General features: G+C 57.0%; 15 protein-coding genes. 13 read left to right on the forward strand and 2 right to left on the reverse strand.

Going from position 1 to position 16,413, the window contains the following annotated elements; translation table 11 throughout:
* Nucleotides 1-241 precede the first annotated feature (241 nt).
* Nucleotides 242-4,015 (reverse strand): ribonuclease E, encoded by a 3,774-nt coding sequence (rne, locus tag ACVWZ0_RS08925; RefSeq protein WP_253454598.1) that lies wholly within the window; start codon nt 4,013-4,015, stop codon nt 242-244.
* 569 nt (nt 4,016-4,584) lie between these two features.
* Between rne and rluC the strand changes: the two genes are divergently transcribed.
* Nucleotides 4,585-5,547, forward strand: a complete 963-nt coding sequence (gene rluC / locus ACVWZ0_RS08930) for a 23S rRNA pseudouridine(955/2504/2580) synthase RluC (protein WP_253461018.1) — start codon at nt 4,585-4,587, stop codon at nt 5,545-5,547.
* Nucleotides 5,548-5,977: 430 nt separating this feature from the next.
* On the opposite strand, the gene ACVWZ0_RS08935 is transcribed toward rluC, so the two are convergent.
* A complete protein-coding gene (locus ACVWZ0_RS08935; RefSeq protein WP_253454597.1) occupies nt 5,978-6,562 on the reverse strand; it encodes a Maf family protein in 585 nt (194 codons plus the stop codon).
* A 142-nt stretch (nt 6,563-6,704) separates the two neighbouring features.
* Between ACVWZ0_RS08935 and yceD the strand changes: the two genes are divergently transcribed.
* The 12 genes from yceD (at nt 6,705) to holB (ending at nt 16,408) form a co-directional block, all read left to right on the forward strand.
* On the forward strand, nt 6,705-7,226 hold the full coding sequence (yceD, locus tag ACVWZ0_RS08940) for a 23S rRNA accumulation protein YceD (RefSeq protein ID WP_253454596.1): 522 nt from the start codon (nt 6,705-6,707) through the stop codon (nt 7,224-7,226).
* Between the two features lie 14 nt (nt 7,227-7,240).
* Complete coding sequence (gene rpmF / locus ACVWZ0_RS08945) at nt 7,241-7,411, forward strand: 50S ribosomal protein L32 (RefSeq protein ID WP_013025362.1); 171 nt, start codon at nt 7,241-7,243, stop codon at nt 7,409-7,411.
* 23 nt (nt 7,412-7,434) lie between these two features.
* Nucleotides 7,435-8,466 (forward strand): phosphate acyltransferase PlsX, encoded by a 1,032-nt coding sequence (plsX, locus tag ACVWZ0_RS08950; RefSeq protein WP_253454595.1) that lies wholly within the window; start codon nt 7,435-7,437, stop codon nt 8,464-8,466.
* Between the two features lie 6 nt (nt 8,467-8,472).
* A complete protein-coding gene (locus ACVWZ0_RS08955) occupies nt 8,473-9,426 on the forward strand; it encodes a beta-ketoacyl-ACP synthase III (protein WP_125290773.1) in 954 nt (317 codons plus the stop codon).
* Between the two features lie 16 nt (nt 9,427-9,442).
* On the forward strand, nt 9,443-10,372 hold the full coding sequence (gene fabD, locus ACVWZ0_RS08960) for an ACP S-malonyltransferase (RefSeq protein WP_253454594.1): 930 nt from the start codon (nt 9,443-9,445) through the stop codon (nt 10,370-10,372).
* A gap of 13 nt (nt 10,373-10,385) precedes the next feature.
* Entirely contained in the window at nt 10,386-11,120 is a 735-nt protein-coding gene (gene fabG / locus ACVWZ0_RS08965; RefSeq protein WP_125290771.1) for a 3-oxoacyl-ACP reductase FabG, read from the forward strand.
* A 154-nt stretch (nt 11,121-11,274) separates the two neighbouring features.
* Nucleotides 11,275-11,511 (forward strand): acyl carrier protein, encoded by a 237-nt coding sequence (gene acpP / locus ACVWZ0_RS08970; RefSeq protein WP_004157115.1) that lies wholly within the window; start codon nt 11,275-11,277, stop codon nt 11,509-11,511.
* Between the two features lie 88 nt (nt 11,512-11,599).
* The gene (gene fabF / locus ACVWZ0_RS08975; protein WP_125290770.1) at nt 11,600-12,841 is read left to right on the forward strand and encodes a beta-ketoacyl-ACP synthase II; all 1,242 of its coding nucleotides are present in this window, start codon (nt 11,600-11,602) and stop codon (nt 12,839-12,841) included.
* A 133-nt stretch (nt 12,842-12,974) separates the two neighbouring features.
* Nucleotides 12,975-13,787, forward strand: a complete 813-nt coding sequence (gene pabC / locus ACVWZ0_RS08980; protein WP_253454593.1) for an aminodeoxychorismate lyase — start codon at nt 12,975-12,977, stop codon at nt 13,785-13,787.
* Entirely contained in the window at nt 13,784-14,803 is a 1,020-nt protein-coding gene (mltG, locus tag ACVWZ0_RS08985) for an endolytic transglycosylase MltG (protein ID WP_253454592.1), read from the forward strand. Before pabC ends, mltG begins: the two co-directional genes overlap by 4 nt.
* Complete coding sequence (tmk, locus tag ACVWZ0_RS08990; protein ID WP_253454591.1) at nt 14,793-15,425, forward strand: dTMP kinase; 633 nt, start codon at nt 14,793-14,795, stop codon at nt 15,423-15,425. Before mltG ends, tmk begins: the two co-directional genes overlap by 11 nt.
* Nucleotides 15,422-16,408 (forward strand): DNA polymerase III subunit delta', encoded by a 987-nt coding sequence (holB, locus tag ACVWZ0_RS08995; protein ID WP_253454590.1) that lies wholly within the window; start codon nt 15,422-15,424, stop codon nt 16,406-16,408. Before tmk ends, holB begins: the two co-directional genes overlap by 4 nt.
* The last annotated feature ends 5 nt before the right edge of the window (nt 16,409-16,413 follow it).

Here is a 16,413-nt window from a genome sequence, read left to right on the forward strand (position 1 = left end):
GCACTTACGTAATCAGCACGTCATAGCGTGAAAAATAATCGGCAACGCCATCGCGTAGCCGCCTGGCCGGCCTGATCCCGACCAAGGCCGGAAATCGAGCGTTTGGCGCGGATAATTACTATCAAAAATAATGATTAATAGCGGAGAAGCGGCGCATATCGTGCAGCCAGCATAGTATTGCGCCAGCTCAGGCAAAAAAAAACCCCGGTCAGTGACCGGGGCTTTTTATCAGCCTTGCTGCTTACTCAGGGCGGGTAGCCGGAGCCGTCGCCTGATGAGTGGCGGCATGACCACCTGCGGAACCTTTGCCTTCAAAGTTGAAGGAAGGACGCACCCAGTCGCTGTTGCGAGCAGGTTCTGCCTGGTACTCAGGCGCTGGCGCTTTGGTCATCGGTGCCGTGGCATGATGTTTAAAGGCCGGCGCGGCAACTTCAGGCTGCGCTTTTTCAGCAACGGCTGTTGTTGACGCCGGTGCTGCCTGAGCCTGTGGAGCGGCTTCAGCAGGTGCCTGAGGACGCGCTGGCGCAGCGGAAGCAACACGCGGTGCTTCAGCCTGGGCTGCTGGCGCTGCTGCTTCAGCCGGAGCATCAGTCTGCGCTGCTGGTGCTGCTGCTTCAGCCTGAGCCTGAGCTACTGGCGCTGCGGCTTCAGCCTGAGCCGGAGCCTGTGCTGCTGGCGCTGCTGTTTCAGCCTGAGCCGGAGCCTGCGCTGCTGGCGCTGCGGCTTCAGCCTGGGCCGGAGCCTCAGTCTGCGCTGCTGGCGCTGCGGCTTCAGCCTGTGCGGACGCAGAAGCAGGCTCGTCGCGACCGGCAACCGGCGCGTGCGGCTCGGAAGCCACTACGGGTGCTTTGACTTCTGGCGCGTTAAGCACTTCGGCTACCTGCTGCTCTGTTTGCTCGCTGACGTCGGCGGCGAAAGCCCGATCGGCAGCTTCGCTTTCTGCGGGTTCCGCAGCCGGGAAGGCGGCCTGTGCAACCTCTTGCGCGACTTCTTCATCAGCGGCGGAGATAACGGCAGGTTCTTCATTCACCGGCGCAGCAATCGCAGCGTTGTCGGTTACGGCTGTTGGCGCTACGGCAGCAGCGATTTCAGCCGATGTTGTTGGCTCGACAGAGTCTGGCTCAGCGATATGTACCGGCTGCGCTTCGTCCTGTACGTCCTGCGGCAGGCTTTCAGCGGCCGCCACGGCAACGGCTGCGGCCGTCTCTTCGTGACCGTAATCCGGCACTACCGACTGCTCAATCTCATGGTTATCAGAGATATGGGCTACCGGATAGGAGACCCACACTTTACCTGAAGCCATTTCCGGGGAAGCGGCGGCAAAGGTCAGCGGCATCGGCGACTGGTTCGGATAACGCTCGTCACGATAGCGACGACGACGCTGGCCGCTAACGCGCAGATGACGTGGCGAACGACGTGAACGACGCGGCATGCTGTTGGTGTCGCGCTCTTCCTCGTCAGCTTCCACGATATCCACCGCTTCGGTCAGGGCTGGCTGCTGTTCTTCAGCTGGCGCGGCTTCTTCCGGCGCGAAAGAGCGGGCTGCGGTCTGCTCAGCCGTCTCGATACGCACTTTCTGGCTCAGCTGGCGCGGCTTACGACGCGGCATTACCTGAACCTGCTCTTCACCCTGTTCAACAGCGACAGCCGCTTCTTCTTCTGGCAGTGCGCTTTCAACTTTTTCTTCCTGAGCGGCCAGGCGTTTTTCTTCCTGACGACGTTTGCGCTCGGCGCGCTGTTCGCGGCGTTGCTGCTGCTGCTCTTCACGCTGCTGGTTGCGAACTTCTTCACTGACCGGCGCATCATCCTGCGGCGTGACGTTGCGTTTGTTGCGACGATTCTCTTCGCGTGCTTCCGCCTGAGGATCGCTGTCGCGCACCATGCGCTCGTTACGATTGCTGTTGCGATTGTTGTTACGCTCGCCGTTGCGGTCGTTACGTTCGCCATTGCGGTCATTACGCTCGCCGTTGCGGTCATTACGCTCGCCGTTGCGGTCATTACGCTCGCCATTGCGGTCATTACGCTCGCCGTTGCGGTCGTTACGTTCGCCGTTGCGATCGTTACGCTCGCCGTTACGGTCGTTGCGTTCACCGTTGCGGTCGTTACGCTCGCTACGGTCACCGTAACGATCGCCATTGTTGCGGTCGCGACGGTTATTCTGACGGCGGTTGTTACGACGCTCGCTGCGCGGCGGGGTAGCTTCCGGCGCTTTCTCTTCTTCTTCCACCACGGCGGCAGGCTGAGGCTGTTCGGCTGGCTTCTCTTCGGCAGCGAACATCTTCTTCAGGCCACGCAGGAAGCGGCCGACCAGGCCCGGCTCGTTAGCAGCAGGCGCGGCGGCAGGCTGAGCGACAGCAGCAGGCTCGACAGGCGCTTCTGGTTCCGGCTCGTGCGGCACAGGCGGCGCATCCGGCATTACAAACGCGGCCAGAGCCGGTTGCTCAGGACGTTTGCGCTCGGCGTGCTCTTCTTCCGAAGGCAGCGCCATTTCGGCTTCATGCAGCTTTGGCAGATGATAGCTGAGGGTCTGCGTTTCTTCGCCGCTGCGCACGCGCAGCACGGAGTAGTGCGGTGTCTCCATCTGATCGTTAGGCACGATAATCGCGCGCACGCCGCCCTGGCGTTTTTCAATGGCGCTTACCGCTTCACGTTTCTCATTCAGCAGATAGGATGCGATCTGTACCGGAACAATAGCGTGGACTTCTTTGGTGTTCTCTTTCAGCGCTTCTTCTTCAATCAGACGCAGAATAGAAAGCGACAGCGATTCGTTATCACGGATGGTGCCGGTGCCGCTACAGCGAGGGCAGACGTGATGACTGGATTCGCCCAGCGACGGGCTGAGGCGCTGACGCGACATCTCCAGCAGGCCGAAACGCGATATATGGCTAATCTGGATACGGGCACGATCCTGGCGCACGGCTTCACGCAGGCGGTTTTCTACCGCGCGCTGGTGGCGAACCGGCGTCATATCGATAAAGTCGATAACAATCAGGCCGCCCAGGTCACGCAGGCGCAGCTGGCGGGCAATTTCATCCGCCGCTTCCAGATTGGTATTAAAGGCGGTTTCTTCGATATCGCCGCCGCGGGTAGCGCGCGCGGAGTTGATGTCGATAGCGGTCAGCGCTTCGGTGGAATCGATAACGATAGAGCCGCCGGAAGGCAGACGCACTTCACGCTGGAAGGCCGACTCGATTTGCGATTCGATTTGGTAATGGCTGAACAGCGGGATTTCGCCGGTGTACAGCTTGATTTTGCTGCTGAAATCGGGACGGCCCAGCGCGGCGATATGCTGGCGAGCCAGCTCCAGCACTTTCGGGTTATCAATAAGGATTTCGCCGATATCCTGACGCAGATAGTCGCGGAAGGCGCGAACGATAACGTTGCTTTCCTGATGGATCAGGAAGGGAGCAGGGCGGCTGTCGGCAGCCTTTTTAATCGCTTCCCAGTGCTTCATACGGAAGCTTAAATCCCACTGCAGCGCCTCGGCGGATTTGCCGACGCCTGCGGTACGCACGATCAGACCCATGCCTTCCGGGAGATCCAGCGCGGAAAGCGCTTCTTTCAGCTCGGTGCGGTCATCGCCTTCGATACGGCGGGAAATGCCGCCCGCGCGCGGATTGTTCGGCATCAGCACCAGGTAGCTGCCGGCCAGACTAATAAAGGTAGTCAGCGCCGCGCCTTTATTGCCGCGCTCTTCTTTATCAATCTGAACAATAACTTCCTGACCTTCACGCAGCACGTCTTTGATATTAGGACGGCCATGAGAGGAATAGTTGGCAGGAAAGTTTTCGCGGGAGATTTCTTTCAGAGGGAGAAAACCGTGTCTCTCAGCGCCGTAATCAACGAAGGCGGCTTCAAGGCTGGGTTCGATGCGGGTAATTTTACCTTTATAGATATTGGCTTTCTTCTGTTCGTGTCCTGGGCTTTCGATATCCAGATCGTACAGACGCTGTCCGTCTACAAGGGCGACACGCAACTCCTCCTGTTGAGTTGCGTTGATCAACATTCTTTTCATCGTAACTTACTCATTATTCTTACATTAGTGACAAAGCTACGGGCATAGTAACGCTGGACGCGTCTAAACCGATGGCCCCGTGTCTCATCGCAAAGCCGTCAACCTCCCGGTTGTCGCCAGCTCAAGGGGCGCAAATCTCGGTAGCCTGCTTTTCAACTGGAAAAACAGCGCGTTTATAAAGAGGGATAACCACCAGTGGTACCAGAGTGAACCTGTCCCGTCTTGTCGTCCAGGCTGCAACCCGCAGCCCGCTAAATGCCTGATTGCACAATACGTCTTACGCCATTGCTGCGTGTATGTACGATCCGGCAAAATTCTTATAACGCTATTCTCTTGTTTCACATGCGTTGAGCCAGTAAAACGGAATCATTATTCCACTGCTAAGCTTGTGATAGCAAGGTGACTTTTCCCGCTCTGCGAAGTTTATTCCAGCTTTTAAAACGATTTGCAGCGCTTTTCAGCAAATTGCCGAAAAAACAGGCATAAACCTTCTGCGGCAGAGGTCACTGTCAGTTAAGCACAGAAAAAGAAGTGGCGCTATGCTGACGCTCTATTTAGAATCGCCAACCATGAAAACCAATACTCCAGCAGTTCAAATTGTGACTATCGCCGCCGATGACGCGGGGCAGCGCATCGATAATTTTTTACGCACGCAGCTAAAAGGCGTGCCGAAAAGCATGATTTATCGCATTTTGCGCAAGGGCGAAGTGCGGGTAAATAAAGGACGCATTAAGCCGGAATACAAGCTGGAAGCCGGGGATGAAGTGCGTATTCCACCGGTTCGGGTCGCAGAACGCGAAGAAGCGGCCGTTTCGCCAAAGCTGGATAAGGTGGCCGCGCTGGCGAACGCTATCGTTTATGAAGACGATTATATCCTGGTGATGAATAAGCCCTCAGGCACCGCCGTTCACGGCGGCAGCGGGCTAAGCTTCGGCGTAATCGAGGGCCTGCGGGCGCTGCGTCCGGAGGCGCGTTTCCTGGAGCTGGTGCACCGTCTGGATCGCGATACCTCTGGCATCCTGCTGGTAGCAAAAAAACGCTCCGCGCTGCGTTCGCTGCATGAACAGCTGCGTGAAAAGGGGATGCAGAAAGACTACCTGGCGCTGGTGCGCGGCTCGTGGCCTTCCCATGTAAAAGCGGTGCAGGCGCCGCTGCTGAAAAACATTTTGCAAAGCGGCGAGCGCGTGGTGCGGGTAAGTAGCGAAGGCAAGCCTTCCGAAACGCGTTTCAAAGTTGAAGAGCGTTATGAAAAGGCGACGCTGGTCAAAGCCAGCCCCATTACCGGGCGGACGCACCAGATCCGCGTACACACGCTGCATGCGGGGCATCCGATTGCCTTTGACGATCGCTATGGCGAAAGAGATTTCGATGCTCAGCTGGCGGGAACGGGTCTGAAAAGGCTGTTTCTGCACGCCGCCGCGCTTAAGTTCACCCATCCGAACAGCGGAGAAGTGATGCGAGTGGAAGCGCCGCTGGATGATGAGCTGAAGCACTGCCTGGCCGTATTGCGAAAAACCTCTCCGGCGAAGTGATCTTTAGTGCAGCGTTATTCGACATTGGGCATGGATGCTCAGCGTCAGTAAAGGCAGGTCATAACCGGTTCTGGCAATCGTCAGCGGTAAAGACGGTTCGCCAGTGAGAGATAACGGACGATCGTATGTCTTAAATAATATGCCTTCAATAAATCAGTGATAAATTGCAGGCCCTGTTTTTAAGCGATTCCTCCCTGGCGCTACGCTAAGGCTAATGGCGGGAGGCGCTGTCCGGATAAGCGAACCGAGCGTGTCAGGGATGACGTTTTTTGCGTGTCCCGGTTCCGGATGGCCCCTCCCGCTTTCTTACAGGCTAAAGCGACTTAGCCCATGGGGACTTACGTATAGCCTTGAACCTCCTGACAAGCCAGAAACGACCTGCCAGCCTCAAAATTTCTGACCAGCCAGAAGCTGCCGAGCCGACAGGATCCTAACCTGCCAGCGGATCCATTCCCGCCTCGCGCAGCATTTCGCAAAGCGCGATTAGCGGCAGCCCGACCAGCGTATTAGGATCGCGGCCCGTTAATCTGTCGAACAGCGTAATACCTAATCCTTCGCTCTTAAAGCTGCCTGCACAGCCCAGAGGCTGCTCTTTGCGAACATAATTAATAATCTCCTGCTCCGTTAATAATCTGAAATCCACGCTGAAAGGTTCGCAGATCGCCTTTATGCTTTTCGTCCGGCTATTAAAAAGCGCAAGGCCGGTATAAAAAATCACGCTATGGCCGCTGGCCTGGCGTAACTGCTCGCAGGCTTTCTCTTCCGTATGCGGTTTTCCGGTTATTTTACCGTCTATTACGCAAACCTGGTCGGAGCCTATAATCAGATGGTCAGGATAGCTTGCCGCCAGCGCGCGGGCCTTCTGGCCGGCAAGGCGCTGCACCAGATCTATCGCAGATTCGCCGGTCTGCGGCGTTTCATCCACCTCCGGCGCTGCGGTAATAAAAGCGAGGCCCAGTTTCTCAAGCAAGGCTTTTCTGAAAGGGGAGGTTGAAGCCAGAACCAGCTGTGTCATAATTTTTTCCGGAATAGATAGCGCAGGAGTGCAGGACATTTTAAACTATGCGCCGCACTGGTTGCGAATAATGGGTGAAAGATGCTGTTAAACGGCCTTTTTCTTTGACTCTAACTCGTTACAAAGTTAATATGCGCGCCCTATGCAAAAGGTAAAATTACCCCTGACTCTCGATCCGGTTCGCACCGCTCAGAAACGCCTGGACTACCAGGGCGTTTACACCCCTGAACAGGTGGAGCGTCTTGCCGAATCGGTAGTGAGTGTGGATAGCGATGTAGAATGTTCGATGTCGTTCGCAATCGACAATCAGCGTTTAGCGGTGCTGAAAGGCACTGCGGCGGTCTCCGTTACGCTGTGTTGTCAACGCTGCGGCCAGAACTTTCCGCATTCTGTCCACGTAACGTATTGCTTCAGCCCGATCGTCAATGACGAGCAGGCGGAGGCACTGCCGGAAGCGTACGAGCCGGTCGAAGTCAACGAGTTTGGCGAACTCGACCTGCTGGCGGTGGTGGAAGATGAAGTTATCCTCGCCCTGCCGGTCGTTCCGGTGCATGATTCTGAACACTGTGAAGTGTCCGAGGCGGACATGGTCTTTGGCAAGTTGCCTGCAGAGGCGGAAAAACCAAACCCATTTGCCGTATTAGCCAGTTTAAAGCGTAAGTAATAGGAGTAAGGTCCATGGCCGTACAACAGAATAAACCAACCCGTTCCAAACGTGGCATGCGTCGTTCACACGATGCGCTGACCACTGCCACTCTTTCCGTAGATAAAGTTTCTGGCGAAACGCATCTGCGTCACCACATCACTGCGGATGGTTACTACCGCGGTCGCAAGGTCATCGTTAAGTAACTCACGGCCCAGCCGGCGATACTTTGACACGTTTGACCCTGGCGATTGATGCCATGGGCGGGGACTTCGGTCCCTGCGTGACAGTGCCTGCGGCAATGCAGGCACTGGCGTCCGATCCGCAGCTACATCTTCTTCTGGTCGGCGATCCCGACACACTCACGTCATTACTCGCAAAAGCTGATTCCGCGCTCCGGGAACGTCTACAGATTATTCCTGCCGAGTCGGTTATTGCCAGTGATGCCAGACCGGCACAGGCTATTCGTCATAGCCGGGGTTCCTCAATGCGCGTGGCGCTTGAGCTGGTAAAAGAAGGACAGGCCGACGCCTGCGTCAGCGCAGGCAATACCGGCGCGCTGATGGGGCTGGCCAAGCTCATGCTCGGATCGTTAAACGGTATCGAGCGTCCGGCGCTAATGACCGTGCTGCCCAACGTACGGGCTGGCAAAACGGTGCTGCTGGATTTAGGCGCTAACGTGAATTCCGATAGCGCTATGCTGGTGCAATTCGCGATAATGGGTGCGGTCATGGCGGAAGAAGTGCTGGCCATCAGCCGACCGCGCGTTGCGCTGCTGAATATTGGGCAGGAAGAAACCAAAGGTCTGGAAACGATTCGGGACGCCGCAGGTATTCTGCGTGACGCGCCGGAAATTAACTATATTGGATACCTCGAAGGCAACGAACTCCTTACCGGGAAAACGGACGTCCTTGTGTGCGATGGCTTCATCGGCAACGTCACGTTAAAGACAATGGAAGGCGTGGTCAGAGTGTTTCTTTCGCTGTTGCAATCGCCAGAAGGTAAAAAAAGGGCCTGGTGGCTGTCGCTGCTGGGGCGTTTGCTGAAAAAACGCCTGGCTAAGCGCTTCGGTCATCTTAACCCCGACCAGTACAATGGCGCCTGCCTGTTAGGGCTACGCAAAACCGTGGTAAAAAGCCACGGCGGCGCCAGCCAGCGCGCATTTGTTGCGGCGATAGAACAGGCAGAGCAGGCGGTGCGGCGGCAACTTCCGGATAGGATTGCCGCCCGCCTTGAAACTGTATTACCTAAGAGTGACTGAGCGGACATGTATACAAAGATTATCGGTACGGGCAGCTATTTGCCTGAACAGGTGCGGACTAACGCCGATCTGGAAAAAATGGTGGATACGTCGGACGAGTGGATTGTCACCCGTACCGGTATCCGTGAACGTCGCATCGCTGCGCCCGACGAGACCGTGGCGACGATGGGCTTTCATGCCGCCGAGCGCGCGCTGGAAATGGCGGGTATCGATAAAGACGATATCGGCCTGATTGTGGTGGCAACGACCTCCTCCAGCCACGCCTTCCCAAGCTCCGCCTGCATGATCCAGCAAATGCTGGATATTAAAGACGCCGCGTCTTTCGATCTGGCGGCGGCCTGTGCGGGCTTCACCTACGGCCTGAGCGTCGCCGATCAGTACATTAAAAACGGTGCGGTAAAAAATGCGCTGGTGATTGGTTCCGACGTGCTGGCGCGTATGCTCGATCCTGAGGATCGCGGCACGATCATTCTGTTCGGCGATGGCGCGGGCGCCGTGGTGCTTGGCGCCAGCGAAGAGCAGGGCATCATTTCCACCCATCTGCACGCCGACGGCCGCTACGGGCAGCTGCTGACGCTGGCTAACCAGGATCGTGAGAATCAGGCACAGCCTTCTTACGTCACCATGGCCGGCAACGAAGTCTTCAAAGTTGCCGTGACGGAGCTGGCGCATATCGTTGAAGAAACGCTGCAGGCCAATAACCTTGAGCGCGAAGCGATTGACTGGCTGGTGCCGCATCAGGCCAACCTGCGTATTATCAGCGCTACCGCGCGCAAGCTGGGTATGGAAATGGATAAGGTCGTGGTCACGCTCGATCGTCACGGCAACACGTCTGCCGCCTCTGTGCCGACCGCGCTGGATGAAGCGGTGCGCGATGGCCGCATCAAGCCAGGTCAGCTTATTCTGCTGGAAGCCTTTGGCGGCGGTTTCACCTGGGGCTCGGCGCTGGTTCGTTTTTGATTAACAGGATATAACAATGACGCAATTTGCTATGGTTTTTCCAGGTCAGGGTTCGCAGACCGTGGGTATGCTGGCCGAACTGGCGGCAGAAAACCCGCTGGTAGAACAGACGTTTCGCGAAGCTTCCGACGCGCTGGGTTACGATCTGTGGGCGCTGGTGCAAAACGGCCCTGCTGAAGAACTGAACAAAACCTGGCAGACGCAGCCCGCTCTGCTGGCTGCATCTGTTGCTATTTTCCGCGTTTGGCAGGAAAAAGGCGGATCTCAGCCTGCAATGCTGGCAGGACACAGCCTGGGCGAGTATAGTGCGCTGGTTTGCGCAGGCGTGATCGACTTCAAAGAAGCGATCAAACTTGTCGAACTGCGCGGCAAACTGATGCAGGAAGCGGTGCCGGCAGGCACGGGCGCCATGCAGGCGATTATCGGTCTGGACAACGCGGCTATCGCTAAAGCCTGCGAAGAGTCGGCGCAGGGCGAAGTTGTTTCTCCGGTGAACTTTAACTCGCCGGGTCAGGTTGTTATCGCGGGCAACAAAGCGGCGGTAGAACGCGCTGGCGCAGCCTGTAAAGCCGCTGGCGCAAAACGTGCGCTGCCGCTGCCGGTTAGCGTCCCGTCGCACTGCGCGCTGATGAAGCCCGCTGCGGACAAGCTGGCCGTCGCGCTGGAGGCGATTGTCTTTAGCGCGCCAACCGTGCCGGTCGTCAACAACGTGGATGTTAAGTGCGAAACGTCGCCTGAAGCGATCCGCAGCGCGCTGGTTCGCCAGCTCTACAGCCCGGTTCGCTGGACTGAATGCGTAGAGTTCATGGCGCAGCAGGGCGTTACGTCGCTGCTGGAAGCAGGGCCTGGCAAAGTGCTGACCGGCCTGACAAAACGAATTGTAGACACCCTGACGGCAACGGCGATCGGCGATGCGGCCAGCCTGTCAGCGGCGATCGAGCAGTAAAAAGAGGATGAAGATGAGCTTCGAAGGAAAAATTGCGCTGGTGACCGGCGCGAGCCGCGGCATTGGCCGTGCGATTGCAGAAACCCTGGTCGCGCGTGGCGCGAAGGTAATTGGTACCGCCACCAGCCAGAGCGGTGCGGATGCAATCAGCGCTTATCTGGGCAGCAATGGCAAAGGCCTGCTGCTGAATGTTACCGACAGCGCGTCTATTGACGAAGTGTTGGGAAATATTCGCGCAGAATTTGGCGAAGTGGACATTTTAGTCAATAATGCTGGCATTACGCGTGATAATCTTCTGATGCGTATGAAGGACGACGAGTGGCAGGATATCCTGGACACTAATCTGACTTCCGTATTCCGCCTGTCAAAAGCGGTAATGCGCGCTATGATGAAAAAACGCGTGGGCCGAATTATTACCATTGGCTCCGTTGTTGGAACAATGGGTAATGCGGGTCAGGCAAACTACGCGGCAGCAAAAGCGGGTTTGATCGGCTTCAGCAAGTCACTGGCGCGTGAAGTCGCGTCACGTGGTATTACCGTTAACGTTGTGGCTCCCGGTTTCATTGAAACCGACATGACGCGTGCGCTGACTGAAGAGCAGCGTGCGGGCATCCTGGCGGAAGTGCCGGCGGGTCGCTTAGGCGGCGCGCAGGAAATCGCCAGTGCCGTTGCATTTTTAGCCTCTGACGAGGCGGCGTACATCACTGGTGAGACGCTGCACGTCAACGGCGGAATGTATATGGTCTGATAATCGCGAAAACTATTTGCGTTATTTGCGGTAATGCCCGCAAAATAGCGTAAATTCGTGGTTTGACCAGCCGGGATTTAGTTGCATCTTTTTCAACATTTTATACACTACGAAAACCATCGCGAAAGCGAGTTTTGATAGGAAATTTAATAGTATGAGCACTATCGAAGAACGCGTTAAGAAAATCATTGGCGAGCAGCTTGGCGTTAAGCAGGAAGAAGTTGTTAACACTGCCTCTTTTGTAGAAGATCTGGGCGCTGATTCTCTTGATACCGTTGAGCTGGTAATGGCTCTGGAAGAAGAGTTTGATACCGAGATTCCGGACGAAGAAGCTGAGAAAATCACTACCGTTCAGGCTGCTATTGATTACATCAATGGTCACCAGGCGTAAGTGAGCATCTCCAGGCGGTCGCTCGACCGCCTGAGTTTTATCTGTAGGTCCCACTGATTCTCTTTTATCCCCTCCCTGGAGGACGAACGTGTCTAAGCGTCGTGTAGTTGTGACCGGTCTTGGCATGTTGTCTCCTGTCGGCAATACCGTAGAGTCTACCTGGAATGCTCTTGTTGCCGGTCAGAGTGGCATCAGCCCGATCGACCATTTTGAAACCAGTGCCTACGCAACGCGTTTTGCTGGCTTAGTAAAGGATTTCAACTGCGAGGAGTTTATCTCGCGTAAAGATCAGCGCAAGATGGACGCCTTCATTCAATACGGCGTTGTTGCTGGTATGCAGGCTATGCAGGATGCCGGTCTGGTCATTACTGACGAGAACGCGCACCGTATCGGCGCCGCTATCGGCTCCGGCATCGGCGGTCTTGGTCTGATAGAAGAAAACCATACCTCGCTGGTGAACGGCGGTCCGCGTAAAATCAGTCCTTTCTTTGTGCCTTCCACTATTGTGAACATGATTGCCGGTCATCTGACTATCATGTACGGCATGAAAGGGCCGAGCATTGCCATTTCTACCGCCTGTACAACCGGTGTGCATAACATTGGTCAGGCTGCGCGTATGATTGCCTACAACGACGCCGACGTCATGATTGCCGGCGGCGCAGAGAAAGGCAGTACGCCACTGGGCATTGGCGGCTTTGGCGCGGCACGTGCGCTTTCTACCCGTAACGACAATCCTCAGGCGGCAAGCCGTCCGTGGGATAAAGACCGTGACGGCTTCGTGCTGGGCGACGGGGCAGGTATCGTCGTGCTGGAAGAATACGAACATGCTAAAAAGCGCGGCGCGAAGATTTACGCCGAGCTGGTTGGCTTCGGCATGAGCAGTGATGCTTACCACATGACCTCGCCGCCGGAAAACGGCGCGGGCGCGGCGCTGGCAATGGAAAACGCCCTGCGCGATGCACAGCTGTCGCCGGAAAAAATCGGCTATATCAACGCACACGGCACCTCGACGTCTGCGGGCGATGTGGCAGAAGCGCAGGCTGTGAAATCCGTATTTGGCGCTGCGGCGTATGACGTAATGGTCAGCTCCACAAAATCCATGACCGGTCATCTGTTAGGCGCGGCGGGAGCAGTAGAATCCATCTACTCTATCCTTGCACTGCGCGATCAGGTCATTCCGCCTACCATCAATCTGGATAACCCGGATGAAGGTTGCGATCTGGATTTTGTGCCGCATACGGCGCGTCAGGTTAAAGGACTGGAGTACGCTCTGTGCAACTCCTTCGGGTTTGGCGGCACTAATGGCTCGCTGATCTTCCGGAAAATCTGATTGTCTGTTGTGAAAAAAGGCCCGCAAATGCGGGCCTTTTTTGTTTTATCCCCACGCTACTTTAGCCGTTTAAACGGACGTGAATCTACGCGAGGATGCAGGTAAGCTTGCGCGTAGCAAATAAGGAGAGCAGATGATCTGGATAAACGGTCAGCCTCAGGAGCATTTGTCCGTCAGGGACCGCGCCGTACAGTTTGGTGACGGCTGTTTTACTACGGCCCGTATAGAGCAGGGTGAAGTCTTTGACCTGCGCGCGCATCTTGAACGATTACAGCAGGCCTGCGAGCGCCTGCTAATCCGTGATGTTGACTGGCAAGCCCTGCGGCAAGAGATGAAGATAGCCGCCGCGACGCGTACAACCGGCGTGCTTAAAGTTATTGTTTCTCGCGGTGTCGGCGGCCGGGGCTACAGCGCCAGCGGCTGCCAGCAGGCTTCACGCATCATTATGCTGTCGGACTATCCGACGCATTATCATCAGCTGCGCCAGACGGGCGTAAGGCTGGCGCTAAGCACCATCCGTTTGGGCCGCAATCCGCAGTTAGCCGGTATCAAGCATCTTAATCGCCTGGAACAGGTACTCATTCGCACAGAGCTTGAGCAGACCGGCGCTGACGAAGCGCTGGTCCTTGACACTCAGGGGCTGCTGGTGGAATGCTGTGCGGCAAATTTATTCTGGCGTAAAGGCGAGGAAGTTTTTACCCCCGACGTGACGCAGGCCGGCGTAAACGGTATCCAGCGTCAGCGGGTGATGCGGCTGCTGGCCGCGCAGGGTGTCAGAGTCAGGGAAGTCAGCGTACCGCCACAGATCCTCGAACAAGCGGACGAAATTTTTATCACCAATGCGCTGATGCCAGTGCTGCCGGTAGTGGAGATAGACAACCGGTTTTATCGCTCAAGAACGTTGTTTAATCGGATCAATGAGCACGATTTTCAGGGAAATTTATGACAGTAAAACGCAAACTAGTCGGCGGGATCGTCGCGCTTGTTATCGCCGGTTTGGCTTTCAGCTACTGGCAAATTAAGCAGCTGGCCGGTTCGCCGCTCTCGATTAACCATGAGACGATTTTCACGCTTCCGGCCGGATCGGGCCGCGTGGTGCTGGAAGCCGAGCTGAACAGGCAAAAAATTATTCCGCATTCCATCTGGTTTGGCTGGCTGCTCAAGCTGGAGCCGGAGCTGGCGAATTTTAAAGCCGGTACCTATCGCTTCACGCAGGGTATGACGGTACGCCAGATGCTGGCGCTGCTCTCCAGCGGTAAAGAGGCGCAGTTCCCGATCCGGTTTATCGAAGGGTCGCGGATGCAGGAGTGGCTGGCGCAGCTGCGCGCAGCGCCCTATATCAAACACACGCTGGCTGACGATAAACTGACCACGCTGGGTCAGACGCTGAAAATGTCGGAGCAAAACGTCGAAGGCTGGTTCTATCCCGATACCTATTCCTACACCGCCAATACCACGGACGTGGCGATCCTGGAGCGGGCTCACGGCCAGATGGTAAAAATCGTCGATACGCTGTGGCAGAACAAAGCGGACGGGCTGCCCTATAAAGATAAAAATGATTTGTTAACCATGGCGTCGATTGTGGAAAAAGAGACGGCGTTGGGCGAAGAGCGCAGCAAGGTCGCTTCGGTATTTATCAATCGTCTGCGGCTGGGAATGCGTTTGCAGACCGATCCGACCGTGATTTACGGTATGGGCGACAGCTATAAAGGCACGCTGACGCGCAAGGATCTGGAAACGCCGACGGCCTATAACACCTATGTGATTGCCGGCATGCCGCCGGGGCCTATCGCCACGCCGGGCAAAGCCTCGCTGGAAGCCGCGGCGCATCCGGAAAAAACGGACTTCCTTTATTTTGTTGCGGACGGCAAAGGCGGACACACTTTTACCACTAACCTGGCGAGCCACAATCGCGCGGTCCAGGCGTGGCGCCTGCTGCTCAAGGAAAAAAATGAAAAGTAATTTTATCGTTATCGAAGGGCTGGAAGGCGCGGGCAAAACGACCGCTCGGGATACCATCGTTGCGACGCTTAAACAGCACGGCATTGAGGATATCGTCTTTACCCGCGAACCGGGCGGCACGCCGCTGGCGGAAAAACTCCGCGAGTTGATCAAGCAGGGGATTGAAGGCGAGCAGATCACCGACCGCGCGGAGCTGCTGATGCTTTACGCGGCGCGAGTGCAGCTGGTGGAGAATGTCATTAAACCGGCGTTGGCGCGCGGCGCCTGGGTGGTTGGCGATCGCCACGATCTCTCTTCTCAGGCCTATCAGGGCGGCGGGCGAGGCATGGATATCCGTCTGATGGCGCAGCTGAAACAGAGCGTACTGGGTGATTTCGCGCCTGATTTGACCCTCTATCTGGACGTGACGCCAGAAATCGGTCTGCAACGCGCCCGCTCGCGAGGCGCATTAGATCGGATCGAACAGGAGTCGCTGAACTTCTTTACCCGCACGCGTGAACGCTATCTGACGCTGGCCGCCGCGGACGAAAGCATTAAAACTATCGACGCCACGCAGGATATAGAGGGCGTCTCCGCCGCTATCCGACAGACGCTGGCGCAGTGGCTACAGGTACGGTCATGATCTGGTATCCGTGGCTTAACCAGCCTTACCGGCAGATCGTCGGCCAGCATCAGGCCGGACGCGGACACCACGCGCTGCTGCTCCAGGCGCTGCCGGGCATGGGCGATGCCTCGCTGGTCTGGGGGATCAGCCGCTGGCTGATGTGCCAGCGCAGAGACGGGCTGAAAAGCTGCGGAGAGTGCCACGCCTGTTGTTTGATGCAGGCCCATACGCATCCGGACTGGTACGAACTGTCGGCGGAAAAGGGCAAAAGCTCGCTGGGTATTGATGCGGTGCGCGGCGTTACGGAGAAGCTCTTCCATCATGCCCAGCAGGGCGGAGCGAAAGTGGTCTGGCTGCCCGATGCCGCTCAGCTGACGGAGGCCGCCGCCAACGCGCTGCTGAAAACGCTGGAAGAGCCGCCGGTGAACACCTGGTTTTTGCTCTGCTGCCAGCAGCCGTCACAGCTGCTGGCCACGCTGCGCAGCCGCTGTCAAAGCGTTCACCTGGCCGCGCCGGACGAGACGCAAAGCCTGAGCTGGCTGCAAAAGCAGGCTGGCGCATCACAGCAGGATTGCCTGACCGCGCTGCGGCTAAGCGGCGGCGCGCCTGCAGCGGCGCAAACGCTGCTGGAAAAAAGCTGGGCGGCGCGGCAGGCGCTGTGCGAGGCGCTGCCGGGGGCGCTGCAAAAAGATATGCTATCCTTGCTGCCCGTTCTGAACCACGACGACGCGGCGGCGCGTACCGGCTGGCTTTGCGCGCTGCTGGTGGATGCGCTGAAATGGCAGCAGGGCGGCGGGCGCTTTATCGCCAATGCCGACAGCCAGACGCTGGTGGCGGAGGTTGCCCGTCAGCTACCGGCCAGCGCGCTGGATGAGAGCATTCGCCAATGGTTCCTGTGCCGCGATCGCCTGCTGAACGTGGTGGCCGTAAACCGTGAACTCTTATTGACCGACCAGCTGCTGGCGTGGGAGCAAATGCTCCATGCTTCCGTGGTCGGCTAACGAAC

The sequence above is a fragment of the Erwinia sp. TECH1 genome (assembly GCF_054057575.1).

What these genes read in the sequence shown, in the direction of transcription:
- yceD (WP_253454596.1), top strand. Translation starts at nt 6,705, where the DNA reads ATGCAAAAGGTAAAATTACCCCTGACTCTCGATCCGGTTCGCACCGCT.
- rne (WP_253454598.1), bottom strand. Translation starts at nt 4,015, where the DNA reads ATGAAAAGAATGTTGATCAACGCAACTCAACAGGAGGAGTTGCGTGTC.
- pabC (WP_253454593.1), top strand. Translation starts at nt 12,975, where the DNA reads ATGATCTGGATAAACGGTCAGCCTCAGGAGCATTTGTCCGTCAGGGAC.
- ACVWZ0_RS08935 (WP_253454597.1), bottom strand. Translation starts at nt 6,562, where the DNA reads ATGACACAGCTGGTTCTGGCTTCAACCTCCCCTTTCAGAAAAGCCTTG.
- fabG (WP_125290771.1), top strand. Translation starts at nt 10,386, where the DNA reads ATGAGCTTCGAAGGAAAAATTGCGCTGGTGACCGGCGCGAGCCGCGGC.
- fabD (WP_253454594.1), top strand. Translation starts at nt 9,443, where the DNA reads ATGACGCAATTTGCTATGGTTTTTCCAGGTCAGGGTTCGCAGACCGTG.
- ACVWZ0_RS08955 (WP_125290773.1), top strand. Translation starts at nt 8,473, where the DNA reads ATGTATACAAAGATTATCGGTACGGGCAGCTATTTGCCTGAACAGGTG.
- rluC (WP_253461018.1), top strand. Translation starts at nt 4,585, where the DNA reads ATGAAAACCAATACTCCAGCAGTTCAAATTGTGACTATCGCCGCCGAT.
- holB (WP_253454590.1), top strand. Translation starts at nt 15,422, where the DNA reads ATGATCTGGTATCCGTGGCTTAACCAGCCTTACCGGCAGATCGTCGGC.
- tmk (WP_253454591.1), top strand. Translation starts at nt 14,793, where the DNA reads ATGAAAAGTAATTTTATCGTTATCGAAGGGCTGGAAGGCGCGGGCAAA.
- rpmF (WP_013025362.1), top strand. Translation starts at nt 7,241, where the DNA reads ATGGCCGTACAACAGAATAAACCAACCCGTTCCAAACGTGGCATGCGT.
- acpP (WP_004157115.1), top strand. Translation starts at nt 11,275, where the DNA reads ATGAGCACTATCGAAGAACGCGTTAAGAAAATCATTGGCGAGCAGCTT.
- mltG (WP_253454592.1), top strand. Translation starts at nt 13,784, where the DNA reads ATGACAGTAAAACGCAAACTAGTCGGCGGGATCGTCGCGCTTGTTATC.